The following is an 18,259-nucleotide window of genomic DNA, read 5'->3' as shown; positions in this document are numbered from 1 at the left end:
CGTGACAGACTTCCTCGATATCCAGCCGCTGACCAAAGCCGCCTTCGCGCCCTTCGGCGAGGTCATCGAAGCCGACCCGGCGACGATGCGGTATATCAACAACGGCACCACCGAGCGGTTTCATGCGCTGGCGTCGGCCGATGTCGTGGGCGACGGTGCTCGTGTCATCATCAACCTGTTTCGCGGGCTGCCGCGCGATTTTCCCTATGAGGTCGGGATGATGGAGCGGCATCCGTTCGGCAGCCAGAGTTTCTCGCCGATCTCGGGACGGCCGTTTCTGGTCGTGGTATCTGGTGACGAGGGCGGCAAGCCGGGGCGTCCGCAGGTGTTCCTGGCGCGGGGCGATCAGGGGGTGAATTATGGGCGCAATGTCTGGCATCATCCGTTGATGTCGCTTGGCGCGGTCAGCGATTTCCTGGTTGTCGATCGCGACGGGCCGGGCAACAATCTGGAAGAATATTTCTTCGACACTCCCTTTGTCATCAGCGAGCCCATTTCATGACCGGATTGACCACCCATGTCCTCGATACCGCCTCCGGCAAGCCGGCCGAAGGGCTGAAGATCGAGCTGTTTCATATCGAGGCCGAGGTCCGCCGGCACGTGAAGACCGTCGTCACAAATGCCGATGGCCGCGTCGATGGCGGGCCGATCCTTGTTGGCGAGAGTTTCAAGGCCGGAACCTACGAGCTTCTGTTTCATGCCGGCGATTATCTGCGCGGCACCGGTGCAGCACTCCCGCATCCCGCCTTCCTCGATCTCGTGCCGATCCGCTTCGGCATCGCCGACGAGAGCGCGCACTATCACGTGCCGCTCTTGATCGCGCCCTATGGCTACTCGACCTATCGCGGGAGCTGAGTGATGCGTTTTGCCGCGATTGCCGATGTGCATGGCAACCACCTGGCGCTGGAAGCCGTGCTTGCCGATATCGAGGCGCTTGGGATTTCCGAGATCGTCAATCTCGGTGATTGCCTGAGCGGGCCGCTCGAAGCGGGCAAGGCGGCGGACAGGCTGATGTCGCTCAATGCGCCGACGGTGCGCGGCAATCACGATCGCTACCTGATCGAAAGCCCCGCCGACGCCATGCCCTCCTGGGAGCAGCACGCTTATGGGCAACTGTCGGCCGCGCATCTCGGCTGGCTGCGAAGCCTGCCGTTCAGCGCCGTCTATCGCGACGAGGTCTATCTCTGCCACGCAACGCCTAAGCATGACGAAACCTATTGGCTGGAATCCGTCTCGCCAGACGGTCATGTCTTCCTGAAGCCTCTCGAGGAGATCGAGGCTCTGGCCGAGGGAATCGAGCAGCCGCTGATCCTCTGCGGCCACAGCCATGTGCCGCGCATGGTGCGCCTCAGCGATGGGCGCCTGATCGTCAATCCCGGCAGCGTCGGCTGCCCCGGTTACAGCGACGACACGCCCTATGAGCACAAGGTCGAGGCCGGGCATCCGCTGGCCTCCTACTGCATCATCGAAAAGACCGCGTCCGGCTTCGCGCCGCAGTTCCGCACCGTTGCCTATGATCACATGGCGATGTCGCGGCTGGCGCGGGAGAACGGGCGCGACAGCTGGGCGAGTGCGCTGGCGACGGGGTGGGTGCGCTGAGCTAAGCCGCCGCGTTGCGCTCGATTTCGTGCTTCGCGGCCTTGGCGAGAAAGGCCGAGCGTGACAGGCCGGCAGCAGCTGCCACCGCGTCGATCCGGGCCAGAACATCCTCCGGCAGCGTGACATTGATGCGCACGGCCCTGCTTGAGGCGGCTTTCAGCGAGACGAGGATCGCGACGCCGTCCTTGTTCTCCGGGTTGGCCATGACCGTTTCGAGCGAGGAGGGTTGTGGAAGCGTTTCGCCGTCCTCGATCAATCCCTCGACGTGAAAAGCCAGGGCTTCCTCGGCCATTTCGCGCGCCTCGTCCAGCGTCGAGCCAGCCGTGATGGCGCCGGGAAAATCCGGAAAGGAGACGCCGTAGTCGCTCTTAGCGTCCTTGTGGATCAGTCCGATATAGTTGCGCATGATCACCTCAACTTCAGGCCCGACTGTTTCTCGATGCTGCGCAGCGTCCCGATCGGAATGTCCCGCTTGGGATGCGGCACCGTCACGCGGCCCGGCTTGTCCGCGTGCTTGAACTGGGCATGACTGCCTTTGCGGCCGACCTCGAACCAGCCGGCTTTCTGCAGCAGGGCAATGACGTCGGCGCTCTTCATCGGGCTGAATTATACACAATGATGTGTATGATTCAAATCGCGCCTACTGCCGTCCCGCGATGATCGACGAGTTCACGTCCTTGATGTCGCGCTTGCCGCAAAGCGCCATGGTCACGTCCATCTCCTTGCGCAGGATGCTGAGCGCCAGTGACACGCCTTCCTTGCCCATGGCGCCGAGGCCATAGAGGAAGGGGCGGCCGATGTAGGTGCCTTTGGCGCCGAGCGCCACGGCCTTCAGCACGTCTTGGCCGGAGCGGATGCCGCTATCGAGGTGGATTTCGATCTTATCGCCGACGGCGTCGACGATCGAGGGGAGCATGCTGATCGAGGAGGGGGCGCCGTCGAGCTGGCGGCCGCCGTGGTTGGAGACGATGATGGCGTCGGCGCCGGTGTCGGCGGCCGCTTTCGCATCCTCGACGTCGCAGATGCCCTTGATGATCAGCGGGCCGCCCCACTGTTCCTTGATCCAGGCGACGTCAGCCCAGGAGAGCTGCGGGTCGAACTGCTCTGCCGTCCAGGAAGACAGCGAGGAGAGGTCGGAGACGTTCTTGGCGTGGCCGACGATGTTGCCGAAGGAGCGGCGCTTGGTCTGCAGCATGTCGAGGCACCAGAAGGGTCGCGTCGCCATCTGCCAGATGTGCTTGGGCGTGAATTTCGGCGGCGCGGAGAGGCCGTTGCGCAGGTCCTTGTGGCGCTGGCCGAGGATCTGCAGGTCGGCGGTCAAGACCAGCGCCGAGCACTTGGCGGCCTTGGCGCGGTTGATCAGGTTCAGCACGAAGTCCTTGTCCTTCATGACGTAGAGCTGGAACCAGAAGGGCTTGGTGGTGACCGAGGCGACATCCTCGATCGAGCAGATGCTCATGGTCGACAGCGTGAAGGGAACGCCAGCCTCTTCGGCCGCCTGCGCCGCCAGCATCTCGCCATCGGCGTGCTGCATGCCGGTCATGCCCGTTGGGGCGAGCGCCACCGGCATCGATACCTTCTGGCCCACCATCGTCGTCTCAAGCGTGCGGTTCGTCATGTCGACGAGTACGCGCTGACGCAGGCCGATCTTGGAGAAATCGCTTTCGTTGGCCCGGTATGTCTGTTCCGTCCAGGCGCCGGAATCGGCGTAGTCGAAAAACATCTTGGGGACGCGGCGCTGGGCGAGCGATTTCAGATCGGCAATGGTGAGAGGTTTCGTCATGGATAAGACTTTCACATCTGAATAATGCGACCGGCCATATCACATATAAATTGCATTCGAAACGGTATCTTTTCCCGCTCGTGTTCGCGTTCCGTCAGGGGATCAGCAGCAGGCTGCCGCTGCTCAGTCCGGCCTCCAATTCGCTTTGGGCTGCGGCGGCATCGGAAAGGGCGAGTTCGCGGGTTGGAAGCGTGAGAATGCCGAGCCGGATGGCCTCGATCGCGGCTGTTGCCGCTTCCAGGTAGAAGGCTGGATCGGCGCTCGCCGCCATGATGCTCGGGTGCGACAAAGACTTGTTCGGGCGCAGCGCCTCGATCGCCACCGGCGGTATCGGCCCCGCTGCCTGGCCAAAGCTCGCGGCCATGCCAAAGGGGCGGATGCACTGGATGGTCTTCGCCAGCATCGCGCCGCCGATGCCATCATAGGCCACATCGACGCCGCGCCCTGATGTCAGCGCCATGACGTCTGCGACCAGATCGGCATCGCGGCCGATCACCAGATGGTCGGCGCCGTTGGCGGTCGCCAGCGCCGCCTTCTCCGCATTGCTGACGGTGCCGATGACGGTGGCACCGATGTGCTTGGCCCAGCGCACGAGAAGCGTGCCGAGACCGCCGGCGGCGGCGTGCACCAGGATGGTGCTTTCAGGCGTCACCGTGTGGATCCGGTGGAGCAGCATATAGGCCGTCATGCCCTTGAGCATCATGGCGGCGGCCTGTTTCGAACCGGCATCGTCGGGCAGGCGGATGGCGCGATGCGCCGGCAGCAGACGGGTCGAGGCATAGGCGCCGACGGGGGCGCCCATATAGACGACGCGGTCGCCGGGAGAGAAAGTCGTGACGTCGGCGCCGACCGCCTCGACCACGCCAGCACCTTCGGCGCCGATGACGGCGGGGTAGTTGGGCAGCGGGTAGAGGCCCTTGCGATGATAGATGTCCAGGAAATTGACGCCGATGGCGTCGTGGCGGATGCGGATCTCGTTCGCCCCCGGCGCCTCCGGTTCTTGCGGGGTAACCGTCAGCTGCTCGATGCCGCCGGGGGCGGTGAGGGCGATTGCGATATCCATATTCCGATCTCCTGTGCCTGTCTGGCGCCGAAGATGGGGGATGGCTGCGTGATTGAAAATTCCCTATGATCGCACATTGCTTGGGAAAAAATGATCAATGCTGGATTGGGAAGATCTGCGCCATCTGCTGGCTCTGTCGCAACTCGGAACCTTGTCGGGTGCCGCGCGGGCGCTCGGGGTCGAGCATGCAACGGTATCGCGGCGCGTGGCGCATCTGGAGCGCGAGATCGGCGCCAAGCTGGTTGACCGGCGTGGGCGACGGATACTTTTGACGGCGGAGGGTGCACGTGTTGCCGCGATCGCCGAGCGCATGAGCGGCGACGCCATGACCATCGCGCGCGGCGGTATCGGCGCCGATCAAAGCCATGTCGGCGAGGTCCGCATCAGCGCGCCGCCAGCCTATGCGGGCGCGGTTCTGGCGCCGCCGCTGGTGCGACTGAGAGCGCGGCATCCCGGTATCCGGATCACGCTCATCGGTGAAACACGCTATGCCTCGCTCGGGCGGCGGGAGGCGGATATCGCCGTACGGCTTAATCGGCCTGAGAGCGGAGATCTGACTGTCTCGAAGATCGGCGAGGTGGGTTTCCATGCCTATGCGGCATCAGACTATGCCGAGACGGTCCATGAGCACGACTGGACGTTTATCGGCTATGATGAGGGGATGGCGTCGTCGCCGCAGGAGGAGCGGCTGGCGGAGATCGCCGCCGGTCGGCCGATCGCGATCCGGGCCTCGACGCTGGAGTTTCAGGTGGCGGCAGTCAAGGCCGGCGGCGGCGTGGCGCTGCTACCCGATTTCATCGCGGAGGGCCAGGGGCTGGCGCGGCTTGATCTTGATGGAGCCGACATCACGCGGGATCTGTGGCTTGTCGTCCATAGCGACATCAAGGATGTGCCGCTGGTGCGGGCGGTGATGGATGCGCTGCGCGAGCGTTGACGGCGCGATTGCTGAATAGATGCGGATTTCCGGTTCGGCGGATGTCGGAATAGCTTGGACCGATCCGTCCTTTGGGAGAACACAAGAGGAGGAAGCGATGCGAGAGTTGATCCTGGCCATGGCGATGACGCTCGATGGTTTTGTCAGCGGCCCCGAGGGTGAGACCGAATGGATTTTCACCGGTGACGAGGAGGCGATTGCCTGGAAGGTCGAGAACGCCTGGAATGCAAGCCTGCACATCATGGGCAGCCGCACCTTCGAGGGAATGGCGCGCTTCTGGCCGACATCGACCAACGTCTTCGCACCCGCGATGAACCAGATTCCCAAAGCGGTGTTCTCGAAGAGGGGCGCGGCGATCCTGCCGAAGGCGATCGACGCGGCGCCATCAGGCGAGCCGCAACCCGGCGCCGACAGCTGGAGCACAGCCTATGTGGCGAGCGACGATCTCGGCGAGGAAATCGCCAGGTTGAAGGCCGAAGACGGCAAGCCGATCATCGCCCATGGCGGCGCCACCTTCGCGCGCAGCCTCATCGCCCATGATCTGGTCGATCAATATATGCTGATGGTCTACCCGCTGGCGCTCGGTCGCGGCCAGCCGATCTTCTCCGATCTGGCGCAGCCGAGGCGGTTGCAGCTGGTGAGCACGCGGGTGTTTCCCAAGGGCGCCATCGCGCAGGTCTATCGGCGGGCCTAGAGAGCGTCTTTCGCCGCCAGGCCGGCGACATAAGTCTCGACGATGGCGCGGTCGTCGCCCATGGTCTGCAGCAGAAAGAGCTCTTCCGGCAGCGTTTTCACCACTTCCATCTTCAGGGCCATGGCCGGCGTCGCGCTAGCATCGAGCACCACCACGTCGGCATCGGTGCCCTTGTCGAGCGTGCCGATGCGGTCGGAAAGCGAGAGGGACTGGGCGTTGCCCAATGTCATCAGGTAATAGCTTTCCAGTGGGTTCAGGCGCTCGCCGAGTAGTTGCTGGATCTTGTAGGCCTCGTCCATGGTGCGCAGCATGGAATAGCTCGAGCCGCCGCCGATATCGGTGGCGACGCCGATGCGGACCGGCTTGTCGCGGCGCATCAGCGCCTTCAGCGGGAAGAGGCCGGAGCCGAGGAAGAGGTTGGAGGTCGGGCAGTGGACGGCGATTGCGCCGGCCTCGCTCATGGCGTCCGCCTCGCGATCCGACAGGTGGATGCAGTGGCCGAAGAGGGTCTTGTCGCCGAGCAGGCCGTAGCGGGCGTAGATATCGGTGTAGTCGATCGCGTCGGGATAGAGCTCGCAGGTGAACTTGATCTCGTCGTGGTTTTCGGAGAGATGCGTCTGGATGTGGAGGTCGGGGAATTCGCGGGCGAGTGCCTGCGTCGCTTCCATCTGGGCGGGCGTCGAGGTGATGGCGAAGCGCGGGGTGATGGCGACGTGATTGCGGCCCTTGCCGTGCCATTCCGCGATGATCTCTCGGGTCTCGTCATAGCCCATCTGAGGCGTGTCGAGCAGGCCCTGCGGGGCGTTGCGGTCCATCATCACCTTGCCGCCGATCATGCGCATGTTGCGCTTCATGGCTTCGGCGAAGAAGGCGTCGGCGGAGGTCTTGTGCACGGAGCAGTAGGCGACGGCCGTCGTCGTGCCGTGGCGGATCAGTTCGTCGTAGAAGTGCGTGGCGATACGCTGAGCATGCGCGCTTTCGACGAAGCGGCATTCCTCCGGAAAGGTGTAGGTGTTCAGCCATTCGAGAAGATTGGCGGCATAGGAGGCGATCACCTGCATCTGCGGGAAGTGCAGGTGCATGTCGATGAACCCGGGCATGATCAGATGCGGGCGGTGGTCGATCTCCTGTGCATCGGCTGTGGCCTTGGCCTTCACTTCGGCATAGGGGCCGCTTTCGACGATGACGCCATTGTCCATCAGCAGGCCGCCATCGGTCTCGTAGCGATAGCTTTCGCTGTCGGTCAGGCTCTGAGGTGCCCTGAGGAAGGAGAGCAGGCGGCCGCGGAGGAGGGTTGGGGTCATGGGCGTTCGCCTTTATCGATTGCGTGTCGTCGTCGGAACAGGGCTCAGGGCGCCGGCTTGGCTGGGAGGGCCGCCACCGATGCGGCGCAGCCGTATAATGTCCTGCCCTGAAATACCAGCTTTGCCGCGAGATCGTAACGCTTCGCGGATGAGCCGTCGACGCAGGTCTCCCTGGTGACTGTCAGCGTGTAGTGCTGCGGCGGGTGAGTGATGGTCCATGTCGCGCTGTCTTCAGTCATCGCCATCGGGCCGGGGTTTATGGTGATGACGTCGTTCTTGCCCGCCCGGCTGAAGGTGATCTGGCCCTCGCGGATGCTGAGCGCCCAGAATGGGCCGGTGCCCAGCACATTGACTTCGCCCCATATTTCCTTGGGGGCGGTGATATCAGCGGGGACGGTTCCCGTGGTCTTCACGTCTTCCTGTTTTGCAATGGCCTCCTCGGCCCGCGCTTCCGTCCATGCCTGCCCCGAGAGGGCGATAAGATTGGCCAGAAGCAGGGGGCGGAGGCCTTTGATCATTCGCGTTTGCCCTCGACCGCGCTTTCGAACCAGGCGACGAGCAGCTTGCGCTCGTCCGGCGTGATGTCGGTGACGTTGCCCGGCGGCATGGCGTGGCTGCGGCCGGCCTGGATATAGATCTCCCGGGCGTGTGCTGCGATCTCGGCGTCGTTTTCGAGGATCACGTTTTTCGGCGGCCGCGCCAGGCCCTCATAAACAGGCTCGGCGGCATGGCACATGGAACAGCGAGTGCCGACAAGCTGCTTGACGGCGGGAAAATGCGGATCGCCGGCGAATTGCTGGAAGGCCGGGGCGACCTGTTCGGCGGCCGCGTCCGTCTCGCCGGTCAGCACCTTGGGAACGGTGGAGAGCCACATGATCAGGATGAACAGGATCACGGTCGCCAGCCACGTCCAGGTCGGGCGGCCCTTGCGAGCATGCGTTGTGTTGAACCAGTGGCGGATGGTGACGCCCATCAGGAAGACAAGTGCGGCGATCACCCAGTTGTAGGCCGTGCCGAAGGCCAGCGGATAGTGGTTCGACAGCATGAAGAAGATGACGGGGAGCGTCAGATAGTTGTTGTGCAGCGAGCGCTGCTTGGCGATCGCGCCATATTTCGCATCCGGCGTGCGGCCGGCGATCAGGTCGGCGACGACGATCTTCTGGTTGGGGATGATGATCATGAAGACGTTGGCCGACATGATCGTCGCGGTGAAGGCGCCGAGATGCAGGAAGGCGGCGCGGCCGGTGAAGAGCTGAGTGTAGCCCCAGGCCATGAAGACGAGCACGGCATAGAGCACCACCATCAGGCCCCAGGTGTTCCGGCCGATCGGCGACTTGCAGAGCAGGTCGTAGACGATCCAGCCGACGGCGAGCGAGGCGAGCGAGATGGCGATCGCGACCGGGGCGCTGACATCGAGCACGTGGCGATCGATCAGGAACAGATCGGCGCCGCCGTAATAGACGATACAGAGCATCAGGAAGCCGGAGAGCCAGGTGAAATAGCTCTCGTATTTGAACCAGGTCAGGTGCTCGGGCATCTGAGCCGGTGCCACCAGGTATTTCTGGATATGATAGAACCCGCCGCCATGCACCTGCCACTCCTCGCCATAGGCGCCGACGGGCAGATGCGGACGCTTCACCAGGCCGAGATCGAGCGCGATGAAATAAAAGGACGAGCCGATCCAGGCAACGGCGGTGATGACGTGGAACCAGCGAGCCGCAAAGGCCAGCCATTCCCACGCGATGGCGTATTCATACATTCAGTTCCCCTATTCTCTCCGATTCAGCAGTGTGCAGAATGTTTTGCCGGGAGAAAAGGGGGGAGGCGCTAATGCTGCTTCCAGTGCACATGTTGAGCAATGCGCCAACCTATCCTCCTTAGGCGTGCAATGGCCATAAGGTTTAGCAAGCATGCGCTTTTCTCGATATTTTATGCTTGCTAGAAAATAGCAAGCATGTAGATTGCCTTTTAAGCAAGCATGGAGATGATTGCTATGGATGATCGGCAAAGCAAGGGCGGTAAGATTCGCGCGGAGCGGCTTACGGCAGAACAGCGGCATGAAATTGCTAGTGCGGCTGCTAAGGCTCGGTGGGCCGAGGCGTCGAGTTTGCCGAAGGCAACCCATACTGGGACGCTAAGGATAGGGGAGGCAGAGATACCGTGTGCGGTGCTGTCGGATGGAACGCGTCTATTGACCCAAGCTGGGTTCCTTCAAGCGCTGGGGCGCTCTTCCAAGCCGAAAGGAAAGTCGCAGCAAGTGACTGATGGTCTGCCGCCGTTCTTGGCGACAAAAAGCCTGAAACCTTTGATCACGCAAGAGGTTGTCGACGCCACTGTCCCTATTTCGTTTATAACTCCCACTGGAGGTAAAGCTCACGGCTTCAAGGCGGAATTATTGCCTTGGGTGTGCGACCTGTTTTTGCAGGCAAGAGCAGATGCACTTTTGACGGCGCAACAGCTTCCTCTCGCGGAGCAGAGCGAGGTATTGGTTCGAGCGCTTGCCAAAGTTGGCATTGTAGCTCTCGTAGATGAAGCTACCGGTTTTCAAACAGAACGGGACCGGGATGAGTTGCATCGGCTGCTGTCAGTTTACTTAGTCGAAGAACGTTTAGCCTGGGCAAAACGGTTTCCCGATGAGTTTTACAAGCAGGTTTATCGCCTAAAAGGCTGGAAGTGGCCTGTCGGCCGGGCAAAGACACCTTTTTTGGGGCATATTACCAACGATGTCGTTTATGAACGGCTGCCGGCAGGAGTGCTTGCTAAGCTTCGAGAAGTAAACCCGACTGACGAGGAATCGAAACGTCGAAAATTCAAGCATCATCAGTTCCTCTCTGAGGATGTTGGGCAACCGGATTTGCGTGACCACATTCTTCAGATTCTTCCGATTATGAAAATCTCGAAGTCGTGGGATTCGTTCAAGCGACACTTGGACGTTGCGTTTCCCAAGCCAGGCACTCAAATTGACATGATGCTTGACGATGATTGAGTTTACATTTTGGGATGTTAAGCCGTGAGGGTTCATTCACACGATATCGTTTAAGTTGCCCTCTCAATATCTTATATTGAAAATTTAGCATTAATTGAAATTTTGGGACTCGGTTACATTTTCTCCGTTGAGGCCGCCGGGTAAGGAGTAAACAGCCTCGGCGTTGCATTCATCAATGGAGAAGATGCCGATGCGCAGCATTCTTGTATTTCTGATGATTGCTTTTTCCTTTGCCGCCCAGGCCCATGACGCTCCATCCGGTTGGGCGTACGAGCCCTATTGTTGCAACGGCGACAACGAGACGGGCGATTGCCAGATGATCCCGCCGAAGAGCGTCGCGATCACGCCGAACGGTTATCGGGTGACGCTTCTGCCGGGGGATCACCGGCTCGTCACCCATGCCCATGTCTTCCTGCTGCCAATGGGTCGGGCGATGAAATCGGGCGATGGCGATTACCATCTCTGCCTGTTTCCCAACGAGGATACGCCGCGCTGCTTCTATGCGCCCGAAATGGGTTACTAAGCGCTCTCCCTGTCGCGGGCGATCTCTTCCAGGATCCAGCTGCGGAAGGCCTTGATCTTCGGCACGTTGCGGCGGTTTTCGGCGTAGACCAGCCAGTAGCCGCGATCGTCGCTGCAGGTCATCTCGAAGGGCTGATAGAGCCGCCCCTGGGCGAGTTCGTCGCCATAGAAGGCGGGCGTCAGGATGGCGACGCCCTGGCCGGCCATGGCGGCACTCGCCTCGAAGGTCTGCGATCCATACTGGCTGCGCGGGCGCGATTCCAGGCCGAGGTCAGTCAGGCCTGCCGCCTTGAACCAGATCTGCCACCAGGGATCGGTGGCGCCGATGATCGGCAGCTTCATCAGGTCTTCGGGCTTGTGGATGCCGCCGATGCTTTCCGCCAGTTTCGGGCTCAGCATCGGGGTGAAGTCGACATCGAGCAGCTTGTCGGCGATCAGCCCGCGCCAGTTGCCGTCGCCCGAGCGGATTGCGACGTCGACGGATTCGCGGGTGAAGTCGATCAGCGCTTCCGATGTCGACAGCCGCACCGCGATCGCCGGGTGCCTGAGCTGGAAGGTGCCCAGCCGTCGTGCCAGCCAGTGCGAGGCGAAGGTGGCGATGGTGTTGATCAGAAGCGTCGATTCGATCTCGCCGCGCGCCTCGGCCATCGCCTCGTTCAAAAGCACGAAGGCGTCGGACACTTTCGGCAGCAGCAGTTCGCCGGTGTCCGTCAGGCTGATCTGGCGCGGCCGGCGCAGAAAAAGCGGCTCGCCGATATTCTCCTCCAGCAGTTTCACCTGATAGCTGACGGCCGTCTGCGTCATGCCGAGCTCGTCGCCGGCCTTGGTGAAGCTGCCGAGCCTTGCCACGGCCTCGAAGACGCGCAGCGCATTCAGCGGAACCTGCTTGGACAGCTTCATGGATAAGTTCTCTTTATGCATGCAGACGGTTGTTCGATTGGAATTGCAGCATTAATCGGCGCAATCTGCAAGTCATCAGATCAGATTATCGAGGTGATGTCATGGCTTGCGTAACCAACGAAAAAATGGCCCAACAGGTGGCCGGACCGACCCATATCAGGTCTTTCGAGTGGCTGGCGCATCTGTTGCGGGGGCTTGCCGTGCGTCTGGCGCGGCCGGACCGGCTGGATCTCGAGGGCATGCCGGATCGCGTCAAGCGCGACCTCGGCTTCATGGACGGGCGCGATCCCTATATCGAGGATGCGCGAACACGGTAGGCGGCGAGCGCGGTCAGGATTTCGGCCGCGGTCATGGCGGCGATCACTTCCGGGCGCTTGTCGCGCACCTGTTGACCGCCGATCGGCAGCGTCAGCCGCTCCATCCATTCCTTCTCGCCACCCGCCTCGCGCTGCAGCCAGCTTGCGAAAGTGGCGCGCTTGGTGGCCGAACCGATCATGCCGGTATAGGCGAGATCGGTGCGGGCGAGCGCCTCGCGGGCGATCAGGAAATCGAGCGCATGGTCGTGGGTGAGGATGACGACGACGGCGCCCGCGCGCATCTCCTTAACCAGCGCTTCGGGCATGGCGACGAGCCGGGCATTGATGCCATCAGGCAGATGCGCGAGTTCGTCCTCACGGGTCTCGATCACGGTGACGTCGAGCGGCAGCGGCGAAAGCGCTATCGCGAGCGCGCGGCCGACATGCCCGGCGCCGAACAGCCACACCTCCGCCCGCCGCTCCGCTTCATCGCTGCGTCGCTCGTCCAGCTCGCGGATCACGGCATCCGTCACCCGGCGAAACCTGAGCTGCGTGCGCCCGCCGCAGCATTGGCCGATCTCCGGGCCGAGCGGGATATCCATCATCTCGCGGCCGTCGGCGCCGTGTAGAAGCTTGCGGGCGTTGGCGATCGCCATGAACTCGAACTGGCCACCGCCGATGGTGCCCCAGATGGTGTCGGTCGCGACCAGCATGAAGGTGCCGGTTTCGCGGGGGGTGGAGCCCTGGGTGCCGGTGATGTCGATCAGGATCGTGTCGGGGTGGGTGGCGAGGAATTGGGGGAGGGTGGTCATTGTGGGATGACCGGGGGGATTGTGGGGATGGGGTTGGTCTGGGCGGGGCTTGTGTGGGGCGAGTTTATGAAGGTGAGGTTTGTGGGTGTGATACCCCCCTCTGCCCTGCCGGGCATCTCCCCCACAGGTGGGGAGATTGGCTGGGGGCGGTCGCTCGCTCTACCCTCAACGTCTGCGAAAGCATTGCCACGAGTCGATCTCCCCCCTTGTGGGGGAGATGCCCGGCAGGGCAGAGGGGGGTACGCCACACCCGCAAGGCCAGCAAATCCTGCGAGCCCAGCAAACCCACCAAACCCCACATTCCCAATCATACCGCCTTCATCCGCTCGACCGCCATCAACACCCGCTCCGGCGTCGCCGGCGCGTCCAGCCTCGGGCAGACCTTGTAATCCGCCACACTCGCCACCGCCATCGACAGCGCTTCCAGCACCGAGATCGCCAGCATGAAGGGTGGTTCGCCGACGGCCTTGGAGCGGCCGATGGTCTGTTCGGCATTTTCGGACCATTCGGCCAGCTTGACGTTGAAAATCTTCGGGCGGTCGGAGGCGAGTGGGATCTTGTAGGTGGAGGGGGCGTGGGTGCGCAGGCGGCCCTTGGCGTCCCACCAGAGTTCTTCCGTCGTCAGCCAGCCCATGCCCTGCACGAAGGCGCCCTCGACCTGGCCGATGTCGATGGCGGGGTTGAGCGAGCGGCCGACGTCGTGGAGGATGTCGGTGCGGTCGATCAGGTATTCGCCGGTCAGCGTGTCGATCGAGACTTCGGTGCAGGAGGCGCCGTAGGAGTAGTAATAGAAGGGCGTGCCCTTTCCGGCGGCGCGGTCCCAGTGGATCTTCGGGGTCTTGTAGAAGCCGGCGGCCGATAGCTGGACGCGGGCGAAATAGGCTTGGCGGATGAAGTCGGGGAAGGGGATTTCCTGGTTGCCGACGCGCACCCGGTTGGGCAGGAAGGCGATCTCGGAGACCGGGACGTCCCATTTTTCGCCAGCGAAGGCGACGAGGCGTTCCTTGATCTGGCGGGCGGCGTCATAGGCTGCCATGCCGTTGAGGTCGGTGCCGGAGGAGGCGGCGGTCGCCGAGGTGTTGGGCACCTTGCCTGTGGTCGTCGCGGTGATCTTCACATGCTCGATATCGATCTGGAAGCTGTCGGCCAGAACCTGCGCTACCTTCGTATAAAGGCCCTGGCCCATCTCGGTGCCGCCATGGTTCAGGTGGATCGAGCCGTCCTGGTAGACATGGACGAGGGCGCCGGCCTGGTTGAAGGCGGTGAGCGTAAACGAGATGCCGAACTTCACCGGCGTCAGCGCGATGCCCTTTTTGATGTAACGGCTGTCGCGGTTGAATTCGATGATCTCTCGGCGCCGCGCCTGGTAATCGGCGCTCTCCTCGAGCTCGCCAACGATCCGCTCGAGAATGCTGTCCTCGACCTCCTGGTGATACGGCGTCAGCGTGCGGCCGGAGCCGGGCTGGCCGTAGAAATTCAGTTTTCTGATATCAAGCGGGTCTTTGCCGACGGCATAGGCGATTTCCTCGATGAAACGCTCGGCCCCCAGCATGCCCTGCGGGCCACCGAAGCCGCGAAAGGCGGTGTTGGAGACCGTGTGGGTCTTGAGGGGCTTGGAGGTCAGGTGCACATGCGGGTAGAAATAGCTCGAGTCGGCATGAAACAGCGCGCGGTCGGTGACCGGACCCGACAGGTCAGACGAGAAGCCGCAGCGGGCGGCATAGGTGGCGTCGACTGCGTGGATGCGACCTTCCTCGTCGAAGCCGAGTTCGTAATCGACCATGAAGTCGTGACGCTTGCCGGTGGCTGCCATGTCCTCGTCGCGGTCGGGGCGGAACTTGATTGATCGTTTCAGCTTCTTGGCGGCGATGGCGGCGAGGGCTGCGAACTGGTTGCCCTGCGTTTCCTTGCCTCCGAAGCCGCCGCCCATGCGGCGCACGTTGACCGTCACGGCGTTGGAGGGGATGTTGAGCACATGGCCGACGATGTGCTGGATCTCGCTCGGATGCTGGGTCGAGGACCAGACGGCGACCTCGTCGTCCTCGCCGGGAATGGCCATGGCGATCTGGCCTTCGAGATAGAAATGCTCCTGGCCGCCGATCCGCATCTGGCCCTTCAGCCGGCGGGCGGCGTTTGCCATCTCGCTCTTCGCCTCGCCACGGCTCAGCGTCATCGGGCTGGTGACCAGCGCGCCGCCGTTCTCCAGCGCGCCATCGATGTCGCTCCAGTGGGCGAGGTCGCGATACTCGATCTTCGCCTTGCGGGCGGCGCGGCGCGCGATGTCGCGGGTCTCGGCGATCACGGCGAAGATCGGCTGCTGGTGGAACTCGACTTTTGTTTCGGCGAGCAACGGCTCGTCGTGGCTGCCGTTGGAGCTGACGTCGTTAATCCCTGGCACGTCCTTGCCGGTGAAGACCCAGACGACGCCGGGGGTGGCGGCGACTTCGGAGAGGTCCATGCCGACGATCTCGGCATGTGCCCGGTCCGACAGGCCGAGCGCGCCGTGGAGCAGGCCTGCAGGCTCCGGAAGGTCGTCGATGTAATCGGCCGTGCCGGTGACGTGCTTGTGCGCGCTGTCATGGCGGCGCGAGGCGTGCATCGGGCCTGATATGATGAAGGTGGGGTCGGGGAAGGCAGACTTGTCCATCAGGGGTTGCCTCCTGTGGTGGGTGTTTGGGGGTGGGTGATTATTGAGGGCGTGCCGCGTGGCCCCCTCATCCGCCTGCCGGCACCTTCTCCCCGTTGGGGAGAAGAGACTCGGGGTGGGCCGCTCGCGCCATCTTCCCTTCGCCCCATAGGGGAGAAGGTGGCCCGAAGGGTCGGATGAGGGGGCTGCACGGCACAACGCTGCATATCAGCAATCATCACGCCACCTCCTCGAACCGCCGCAACTCAGCCGGCGCACCCGTCGTCTCCAGATAAAACCGCGTCAGCAAATTCTTCGCCGTCAGCTGCCGATACTCCGACGTCGCCCGCCAATCCGAAAGCGGCTGGAAGTCGGCGTCGAAGGCGTCTCTCACCGCCTCGATCGTCTCTTCATTCCACGGCCGGCCGATGAGTTCGTTTTCGACGGCGCGGGCGCGTTTGGGCGTGCCGGCCATGCCGCCGAAGGCTATCCTCACATCGTTGACGTCGCCCTGCTCGTCCAGCGTCAGATAGAAGGCGCCGAGCACGGCGGTGATGTCCTCGTCGCGGCGCTTGGTGATCTTGTAGACGGCAAAATGCGTGTCTTCGGCCGGGTAGGGCACGAAGAGGCTTTCGACGAACTCGCCGGGGCGGCGGTCCTGCTTGCCGTAGTCGATGAAATAATCCTCCAGCCGCAGCATGCGCGTGCCCTCCGTCGAGCGCAGCTTGACGGTGGCGCCGAGCGCGATCAGCGGCGGCGGGCTGTCGCCGATCGGGGAGCCGTTGGCGATGTTGCCGCCGATCGTACCCATGTTGCGCACCTGCTCGCCGCCGATGCGGGTGATCAGCCGGCCAAGCGTCGGGACCTTGCTGGCGATGGTCTCCAAGGCGCGGGTATAGGTCACGCCGGCGCCGATGGTGATGCCGCCTTCGCCCGAGGTGATCGTCTGCAATTCCTGGAGATGGTTGATGAAGACTACCGGGTTCAGCGCCCGCATCTGCTTGGTCACCCACAGCCCGACATCGGTCGAGCCGGCGACGATGGTCGCCTTCGGCTCGTCGGCCAGAATGCGCGCCAGCGCCTCCAGCGAGCCCGGCACCAGCAGACGGTCCTCGCCCGAGGTGATCGAGATGGTGCCCGATCCCTGCATCGCCCACAATCTTGCGACGATGTCGGAGCGGGTGCGCTCCAGCGGGTCGAACAGTGCGCTCGGCCGCGTCCTCGCCACCTGCTCGGCGGCTTTGACGATCGGCTCGTAGCCCGTGCAGCGACAGAGATTGCCCTGCAGCGCCTTTTCGATCTCGGCGCGATCGGGGTTGCTGTTTGAAAGCCACAATCCGTACATCGACATCACGAACCCTGGGGTGCAGAAGCCGCATTGCGAGCCGTGACAGTCGACCATCGCCTGCTGCACCGGATGCAGCGTGCCGTCTTTCGCGGCCAGATGCTCGACAGTGACGACATGGGTGGCGTTCAGCGAGCCGATGAAGCGGATGCAGGCATTGACGGATTCATAGTGCAACTTGCCGTCGATCAGCCGGCCGACCAGAACCGTGCAGGCGCCGCAGTCGCCCTCGGCGCATCCTTCCTTCGTGCCCGTCAGCCGGCGCTTCAGCCGCAGGAAATCGAGAAGCGTCTCGGTAGGCTTGACGTCTTTCAGCGTGACGTCTTCGCCGTTCAGGATAAAGCGGATGCTGTCGGTCATGTCGTTCCCGGTTTTTCTCTTTATTTAAAATGGTTATGCCGCCGTCCAGCCCCCGTCAATCGAGATGTGGGTGCCTGTCACCTGGCGGGCCTCGTCGCTGGCGAGATAAAGCGCTAAGGCACCGATCTCCTCGGCCTTGACGAATTCATGCGTCGGCTGCGCTTTCAGGATCACCTCGGTCTTGACCTGTTCCTCGGTCATCCCGCGCGCCTTGGCGGTATCCGGGATCTGCTTTTCCACCAGCGGGGTCAGCACGTATCCCGGGCAAATGGCGTTGACGGTCACGCCCGTTTCGGCAAGCTCAAGTGCGGCCGTCTTCGTCAGGCCGAGTATACCATGCTTTGCCGCGACATAGGCGGATTTGAACGGCGAGGCGACGAGGGCGTGCGCCGAGGCGATATTGATGATGCGCCCGTGCTTCTTCTCCTTCATCAGCGGGATCGTCGCGCGCATCGTGTGAAACGCGCTGGAGAGATTGATCGCGATGATCTGGTCCCACTTGTCGATCGGGAAATCCTCGATCTTCTCGACATGCTGGATGCCGGCATTGTTGACCAGCACGTCGACGCCGCCGAAGGTCTTGGCGGCGGTGGCGATGAGATCGGCGATCTCCTCCGGCTTGGTCATATCAGCAGGGTGATGGATGACGCCTGCCTTCGAGAGTGATTCAAGCCTTTCGGTTATGCCCTTGATTTCCTCGGGCTTTCCGAAGCCGTTGAGGACGATGTTGTCACCCTTGCCGGCGAATGCGGTAGCGATCGCGAGACCGATGCCGCTGGTGGATCCGGTGACGACGACTGTTCTGGCCATGAGGTTCTCCGATTTGCCCTGCGACGCGGTTGTGTGGAGCGTAGTCCGGAATCGGTTGGGCTGGCAATTGGCTACGATAGAAGGTGGAAACCTTGTTTATCGGTCTTGCGCGGATAGTCTCACCACGCAATCTAGCGCGCGACGCGAGTGAAGCAGGAGAGGGCTGACGGAAAAGGAATTTCACTTTTGTTTCTTTTCACATTCGTTTGCCTGCATTATTCATTC

The 18,259-nt window shown here is 62.6% G+C and carries 20 protein-coding genes; 8 read left to right on the top strand and 12 right to left on the bottom strand.

The annotated features are described in order from the left end of the window. Window position 1: 1 nt before the first annotated feature. Genes QTL96_RS06300 through QTL96_RS06290 form a run of 3 tightly spaced genes read left to right on the top strand, consistent with a single transcriptional unit; the run spans window position 2 to window position 1,599 of the window. Window positions 2–502 carry an ureidoglycolate lyase gene (locus tag QTL96_RS06300; protein WP_289727090.1) on the top strand — a complete coding sequence of 167 codons (501 nt, stop codon included), beginning with the start codon at window positions 2–4 and terminating at the stop codon, window positions 500–502. Beyond that, window positions 499–855: a hydroxyisourate hydrolase gene (gene uraH / locus QTL96_RS06295; protein WP_289727089.1), complete on the top strand. Its 357-nt coding sequence runs from the start codon at window positions 499–501 to the stop codon at window positions 853–855. The genes QTL96_RS06300 and uraH overlap by 4 nt, the downstream gene beginning before the upstream one ends. A gap of 3 nt (window positions 856–858) precedes the next feature. Next, complete coding sequence (locus QTL96_RS06290; protein WP_289727088.1) at window positions 859–1,599, top strand: metallophosphoesterase family protein; 741 nt, start codon at window positions 859–861, stop codon at window positions 1,597–1,599. Window position 1,600: 1 nt separating this feature from the next. Here the strand turns inward: QTL96_RS06290 and QTL96_RS06285 are convergent, their stop codons facing one another. The 4 genes from QTL96_RS06285 to QTL96_RS06270 all read right to left on the bottom strand — a co-directional run bounded on the left by QTL96_RS06285 (window position 1,601) and on the right by QTL96_RS06270 (window position 4,445). Next, complete coding sequence (locus QTL96_RS06285) at window positions 1,601–2,005, bottom strand: type II toxin-antitoxin system HicB family antitoxin (protein WP_289727087.1); 405 nt, start codon at window positions 2,003–2,005, stop codon at window positions 1,601–1,603. 2 nt (window positions 2,006–2,007) lie between these two features. After that, window positions 2,008–2,196 (bottom strand): type II toxin-antitoxin system HicA family toxin, encoded by a 189-nt coding sequence (locus QTL96_RS06280; RefSeq protein ID WP_018897262.1) that lies wholly within the window; start codon window positions 2,194–2,196, stop codon window positions 2,008–2,010. Window positions 2,197–2,239: 43 nt separating this feature from the next. Next, complete coding sequence (locus QTL96_RS06275) at window positions 2,240–3,382, bottom strand: alpha-hydroxy acid oxidase (protein WP_289727086.1); 1,143 nt, start codon at window positions 3,380–3,382, stop codon at window positions 2,240–2,242. Window positions 3,383–3,476: 94 nt separating this feature from the next. Next, window positions 3,477–4,445, bottom strand: a complete 969-nt coding sequence (locus QTL96_RS06270) for a quinone oxidoreductase (RefSeq protein ID WP_289727085.1) — start codon at window positions 4,443–4,445, stop codon at window positions 3,477–3,479. Window positions 4,446–4,542: 97 nt separating this feature from the next. On the opposite strand from QTL96_RS06270, the gene QTL96_RS06265 reads away from it, so the two are divergent. Then, window positions 4,543–5,379, top strand: coding sequence for a LysR family transcriptional regulator (locus QTL96_RS06265; protein ID WP_289727084.1), 837 nt, complete (start codon window positions 4,543–4,545; stop codon window positions 5,377–5,379). 97 nt (window positions 5,380–5,476) lie between these two features. Further along, window positions 5,477–6,073, top strand: coding sequence for a dihydrofolate reductase family protein (locus tag QTL96_RS06260; protein WP_289727083.1), 597 nt, complete (start codon window positions 5,477–5,479; stop codon window positions 6,071–6,073). Here the strand turns inward: QTL96_RS06260 and guaD are convergent. From guaD to puuD, 3 genes are read right to left on the bottom strand one after another with little or no spacing between them, the layout of a single operon-like run. Beyond that, the gene (guaD, locus tag QTL96_RS06255; RefSeq protein WP_289727082.1) at window positions 6,070–7,377 is read right to left on the bottom strand and encodes a guanine deaminase; all 1,308 of its coding nucleotides are present in this window, start codon (window positions 7,375–7,377) and stop codon (window positions 6,070–6,072) included. The two genes, QTL96_RS06260 and guaD, sit on opposite strands and share 4 nt — an antisense overlap. Window positions 7,378–7,421: 44 nt before the next feature. Further along, complete coding sequence (locus QTL96_RS06250; protein ID WP_289727081.1) at window positions 7,422–7,895, bottom strand: hypothetical protein; 474 nt, start codon at window positions 7,893–7,895, stop codon at window positions 7,422–7,424. Continuing rightward, window positions 7,892–9,136 carry a urate hydroxylase PuuD gene (gene puuD / locus QTL96_RS06245; protein WP_289727080.1) on the bottom strand — a complete coding sequence of 415 codons (1,245 nt, stop codon included), beginning with the start codon at window positions 9,134–9,136 and terminating at the stop codon, window positions 7,892–7,894. Before puuD ends, QTL96_RS06250 begins: the two co-directional genes overlap by 4 nt. Before the next feature lie 234 nt (window positions 9,137–9,370). On the opposite strand from puuD, the gene QTL96_RS06240 reads away from it, so the two are divergent. Both QTL96_RS06240 and QTL96_RS06235 read left to right on the top strand, forming a co-directional pair. Further along, entirely contained in the window at window positions 9,371–10,363 is a 993-nt protein-coding gene (locus QTL96_RS06240) for a P63C domain-containing protein (RefSeq protein ID WP_289727079.1), read from the top strand. A gap of 190 nt (window positions 10,364–10,553) precedes the next feature. Beyond that, a complete protein-coding gene (locus QTL96_RS06235) occupies window positions 10,554–10,886 on the top strand; it encodes a hypothetical protein (protein ID WP_289727078.1) in 333 nt (110 codons plus the stop codon). Here the strand turns inward: QTL96_RS06235 and QTL96_RS06230 are convergent. Next, window positions 10,883–11,785, bottom strand: a complete 903-nt coding sequence (locus tag QTL96_RS06230; RefSeq protein ID WP_289727077.1) for a LysR substrate-binding domain-containing protein — start codon at window positions 11,783–11,785, stop codon at window positions 10,883–10,885. The two genes, QTL96_RS06235 and QTL96_RS06230, sit on opposite strands and share 4 nt — an antisense overlap. Before the next feature lie 101 nt (window positions 11,786–11,886). Between QTL96_RS06230 and QTL96_RS06225 the strand changes: the two genes are divergently transcribed. Further along, window positions 11,887–12,102 (top strand): hypothetical protein, encoded by a 216-nt coding sequence (locus QTL96_RS06225; RefSeq protein WP_289727076.1) that lies wholly within the window; start codon window positions 11,887–11,889, stop codon window positions 12,100–12,102. Here QTL96_RS06225 and xdhC read toward each other — a convergent pair. The 4 genes from xdhC to QTL96_RS06205 all read right to left on the bottom strand — a co-directional run bounded on the left by xdhC (window position 12,075) and on the right by QTL96_RS06205 (window position 18,034). Further along, window positions 12,075–12,893, bottom strand: coding sequence for a xanthine dehydrogenase accessory protein XdhC (xdhC, locus tag QTL96_RS06220; protein WP_289727075.1), 819 nt, complete (start codon window positions 12,891–12,893; stop codon window positions 12,075–12,077). The genes QTL96_RS06225 and xdhC overlap by 28 nt on opposite strands. Before the next feature lie 307 nt (window positions 12,894–13,200). After that, window positions 13,201–15,540, bottom strand: coding sequence for a xanthine dehydrogenase molybdopterin binding subunit (gene xdhB, locus QTL96_RS06215; protein WP_289727074.1), 2,340 nt, complete (start codon window positions 15,538–15,540; stop codon window positions 13,201–13,203). A 217-nt stretch (window positions 15,541–15,757) separates the two neighbouring features. After that, entirely contained in the window at window positions 15,758–17,224 is a 1,467-nt protein-coding gene (xdhA, locus tag QTL96_RS06210) for a xanthine dehydrogenase small subunit (RefSeq protein WP_289727073.1), read from the bottom strand. Between the two features lie 33 nt (window positions 17,225–17,257). Next, on the bottom strand, window positions 17,258–18,034 hold the full coding sequence (locus QTL96_RS06205; protein WP_111562945.1) for a 3-hydroxybutyrate dehydrogenase: 777 nt from the start codon (window positions 18,032–18,034) through the stop codon (window positions 17,258–17,260). Window positions 18,035–18,259: the final 225 nt, after the last annotated feature.

It is taken from the genome of Rhizobium sp. S163 (genome assembly GCF_030380805.1).
Taxonomy (GTDB): domain Bacteria; phylum Pseudomonadota; class Alphaproteobacteria; order Rhizobiales; family Rhizobiaceae; genus Rhizobium.
The sequence above is the reverse complement of the archived record's forward strand: the minus strand, read 5'-3'. Positions and strand labels throughout refer to the sequence as shown.

Coding starts and splice junctions, on each gene's coding strand:
- uraH (WP_289727089.1), top strand. CDS start 499: ATGACCGGATTGACCACCCATGTCCTCGATACCGCCTCCGGCAAGCCG.
- QTL96_RS06290 (WP_289727088.1), top strand. CDS start 859: ATGCGTTTTGCCGCGATTGCCGATGTGCATGGCAACCACCTGGCGCTG.
- QTL96_RS06285 (WP_289727087.1), bottom strand. CDS start 2,005: ATGCGCAACTATATCGGACTGATCCACAAGGACGCTAAGAGCGACTAC.
- QTL96_RS06280 (WP_018897262.1), bottom strand. CDS start 2,196: ATGAAGAGCGCCGACGTCATTGCCCTGCTGCAGAAAGCCGGCTGGTTC.
- QTL96_RS06275 (WP_289727086.1), bottom strand. CDS start 3,382: ATGACGAAACCTCTCACCATTGCCGATCTGAAATCGCTCGCCCAGCGC.
- QTL96_RS06270 (WP_289727085.1), bottom strand. CDS start 4,445: ATGGATATCGCAATCGCCCTCACCGCCCCCGGCGGCATCGAGCAGCTG.
- QTL96_RS06265 (WP_289727084.1), top strand. CDS start 4,543: ATGCTGGATTGGGAAGATCTGCGCCATCTGCTGGCTCTGTCGCAACTC.
- QTL96_RS06260 (WP_289727083.1), top strand. CDS start 5,477: ATGCGAGAGTTGATCCTGGCCATGGCGATGACGCTCGATGGTTTTGTC.
- guaD (WP_289727082.1), bottom strand. CDS start 7,377: ATGACCCCAACCCTCCTCCGCGGCCGCCTGCTCTCCTTCCTCAGGGCA.
- QTL96_RS06250 (WP_289727081.1), bottom strand. CDS start 7,895: ATGATCAAAGGCCTCCGCCCCCTGCTTCTGGCCAATCTTATCGCCCTC.
- puuD (WP_289727080.1), bottom strand. CDS start 9,136: ATGTATGAATACGCCATCGCGTGGGAATGGCTGGCCTTTGCGGCTCGC.
- QTL96_RS06240 (WP_289727079.1), top strand. CDS start 9,371: ATGGATGATCGGCAAAGCAAGGGCGGTAAGATTCGCGCGGAGCGGCTT.
- QTL96_RS06235 (WP_289727078.1), top strand. CDS start 10,554: ATGCGCAGCATTCTTGTATTTCTGATGATTGCTTTTTCCTTTGCCGCC.
- QTL96_RS06230 (WP_289727077.1), bottom strand. CDS start 11,785: ATGAAGCTGTCCAAGCAGGTTCCGCTGAATGCGCTGCGCGTCTTCGAG.
- QTL96_RS06225 (WP_289727076.1), top strand. CDS start 11,887: ATGGCTTGCGTAACCAACGAAAAAATGGCCCAACAGGTGGCCGGACCG.
- xdhC (WP_289727075.1), bottom strand. CDS start 12,893: ATGACCACCCTCCCCCAATTCCTCGCCACCCACCCCGACACGATCCTG.
- xdhB (WP_289727074.1), bottom strand. CDS start 15,540: ATGGACAAGTCTGCCTTCCCCGACCCCACCTTCATCATATCAGGCCCG.
- xdhA (WP_289727073.1), bottom strand. CDS start 17,224: ATGACCGACAGCATCCGCTTTATCCTGAACGGCGAAGACGTCACGCTG.
- QTL96_RS06205 (WP_111562945.1), bottom strand. CDS start 18,034: ATGGCCAGAACAGTCGTCGTCACCGGATCCACCAGCGGCATCGGTCTC.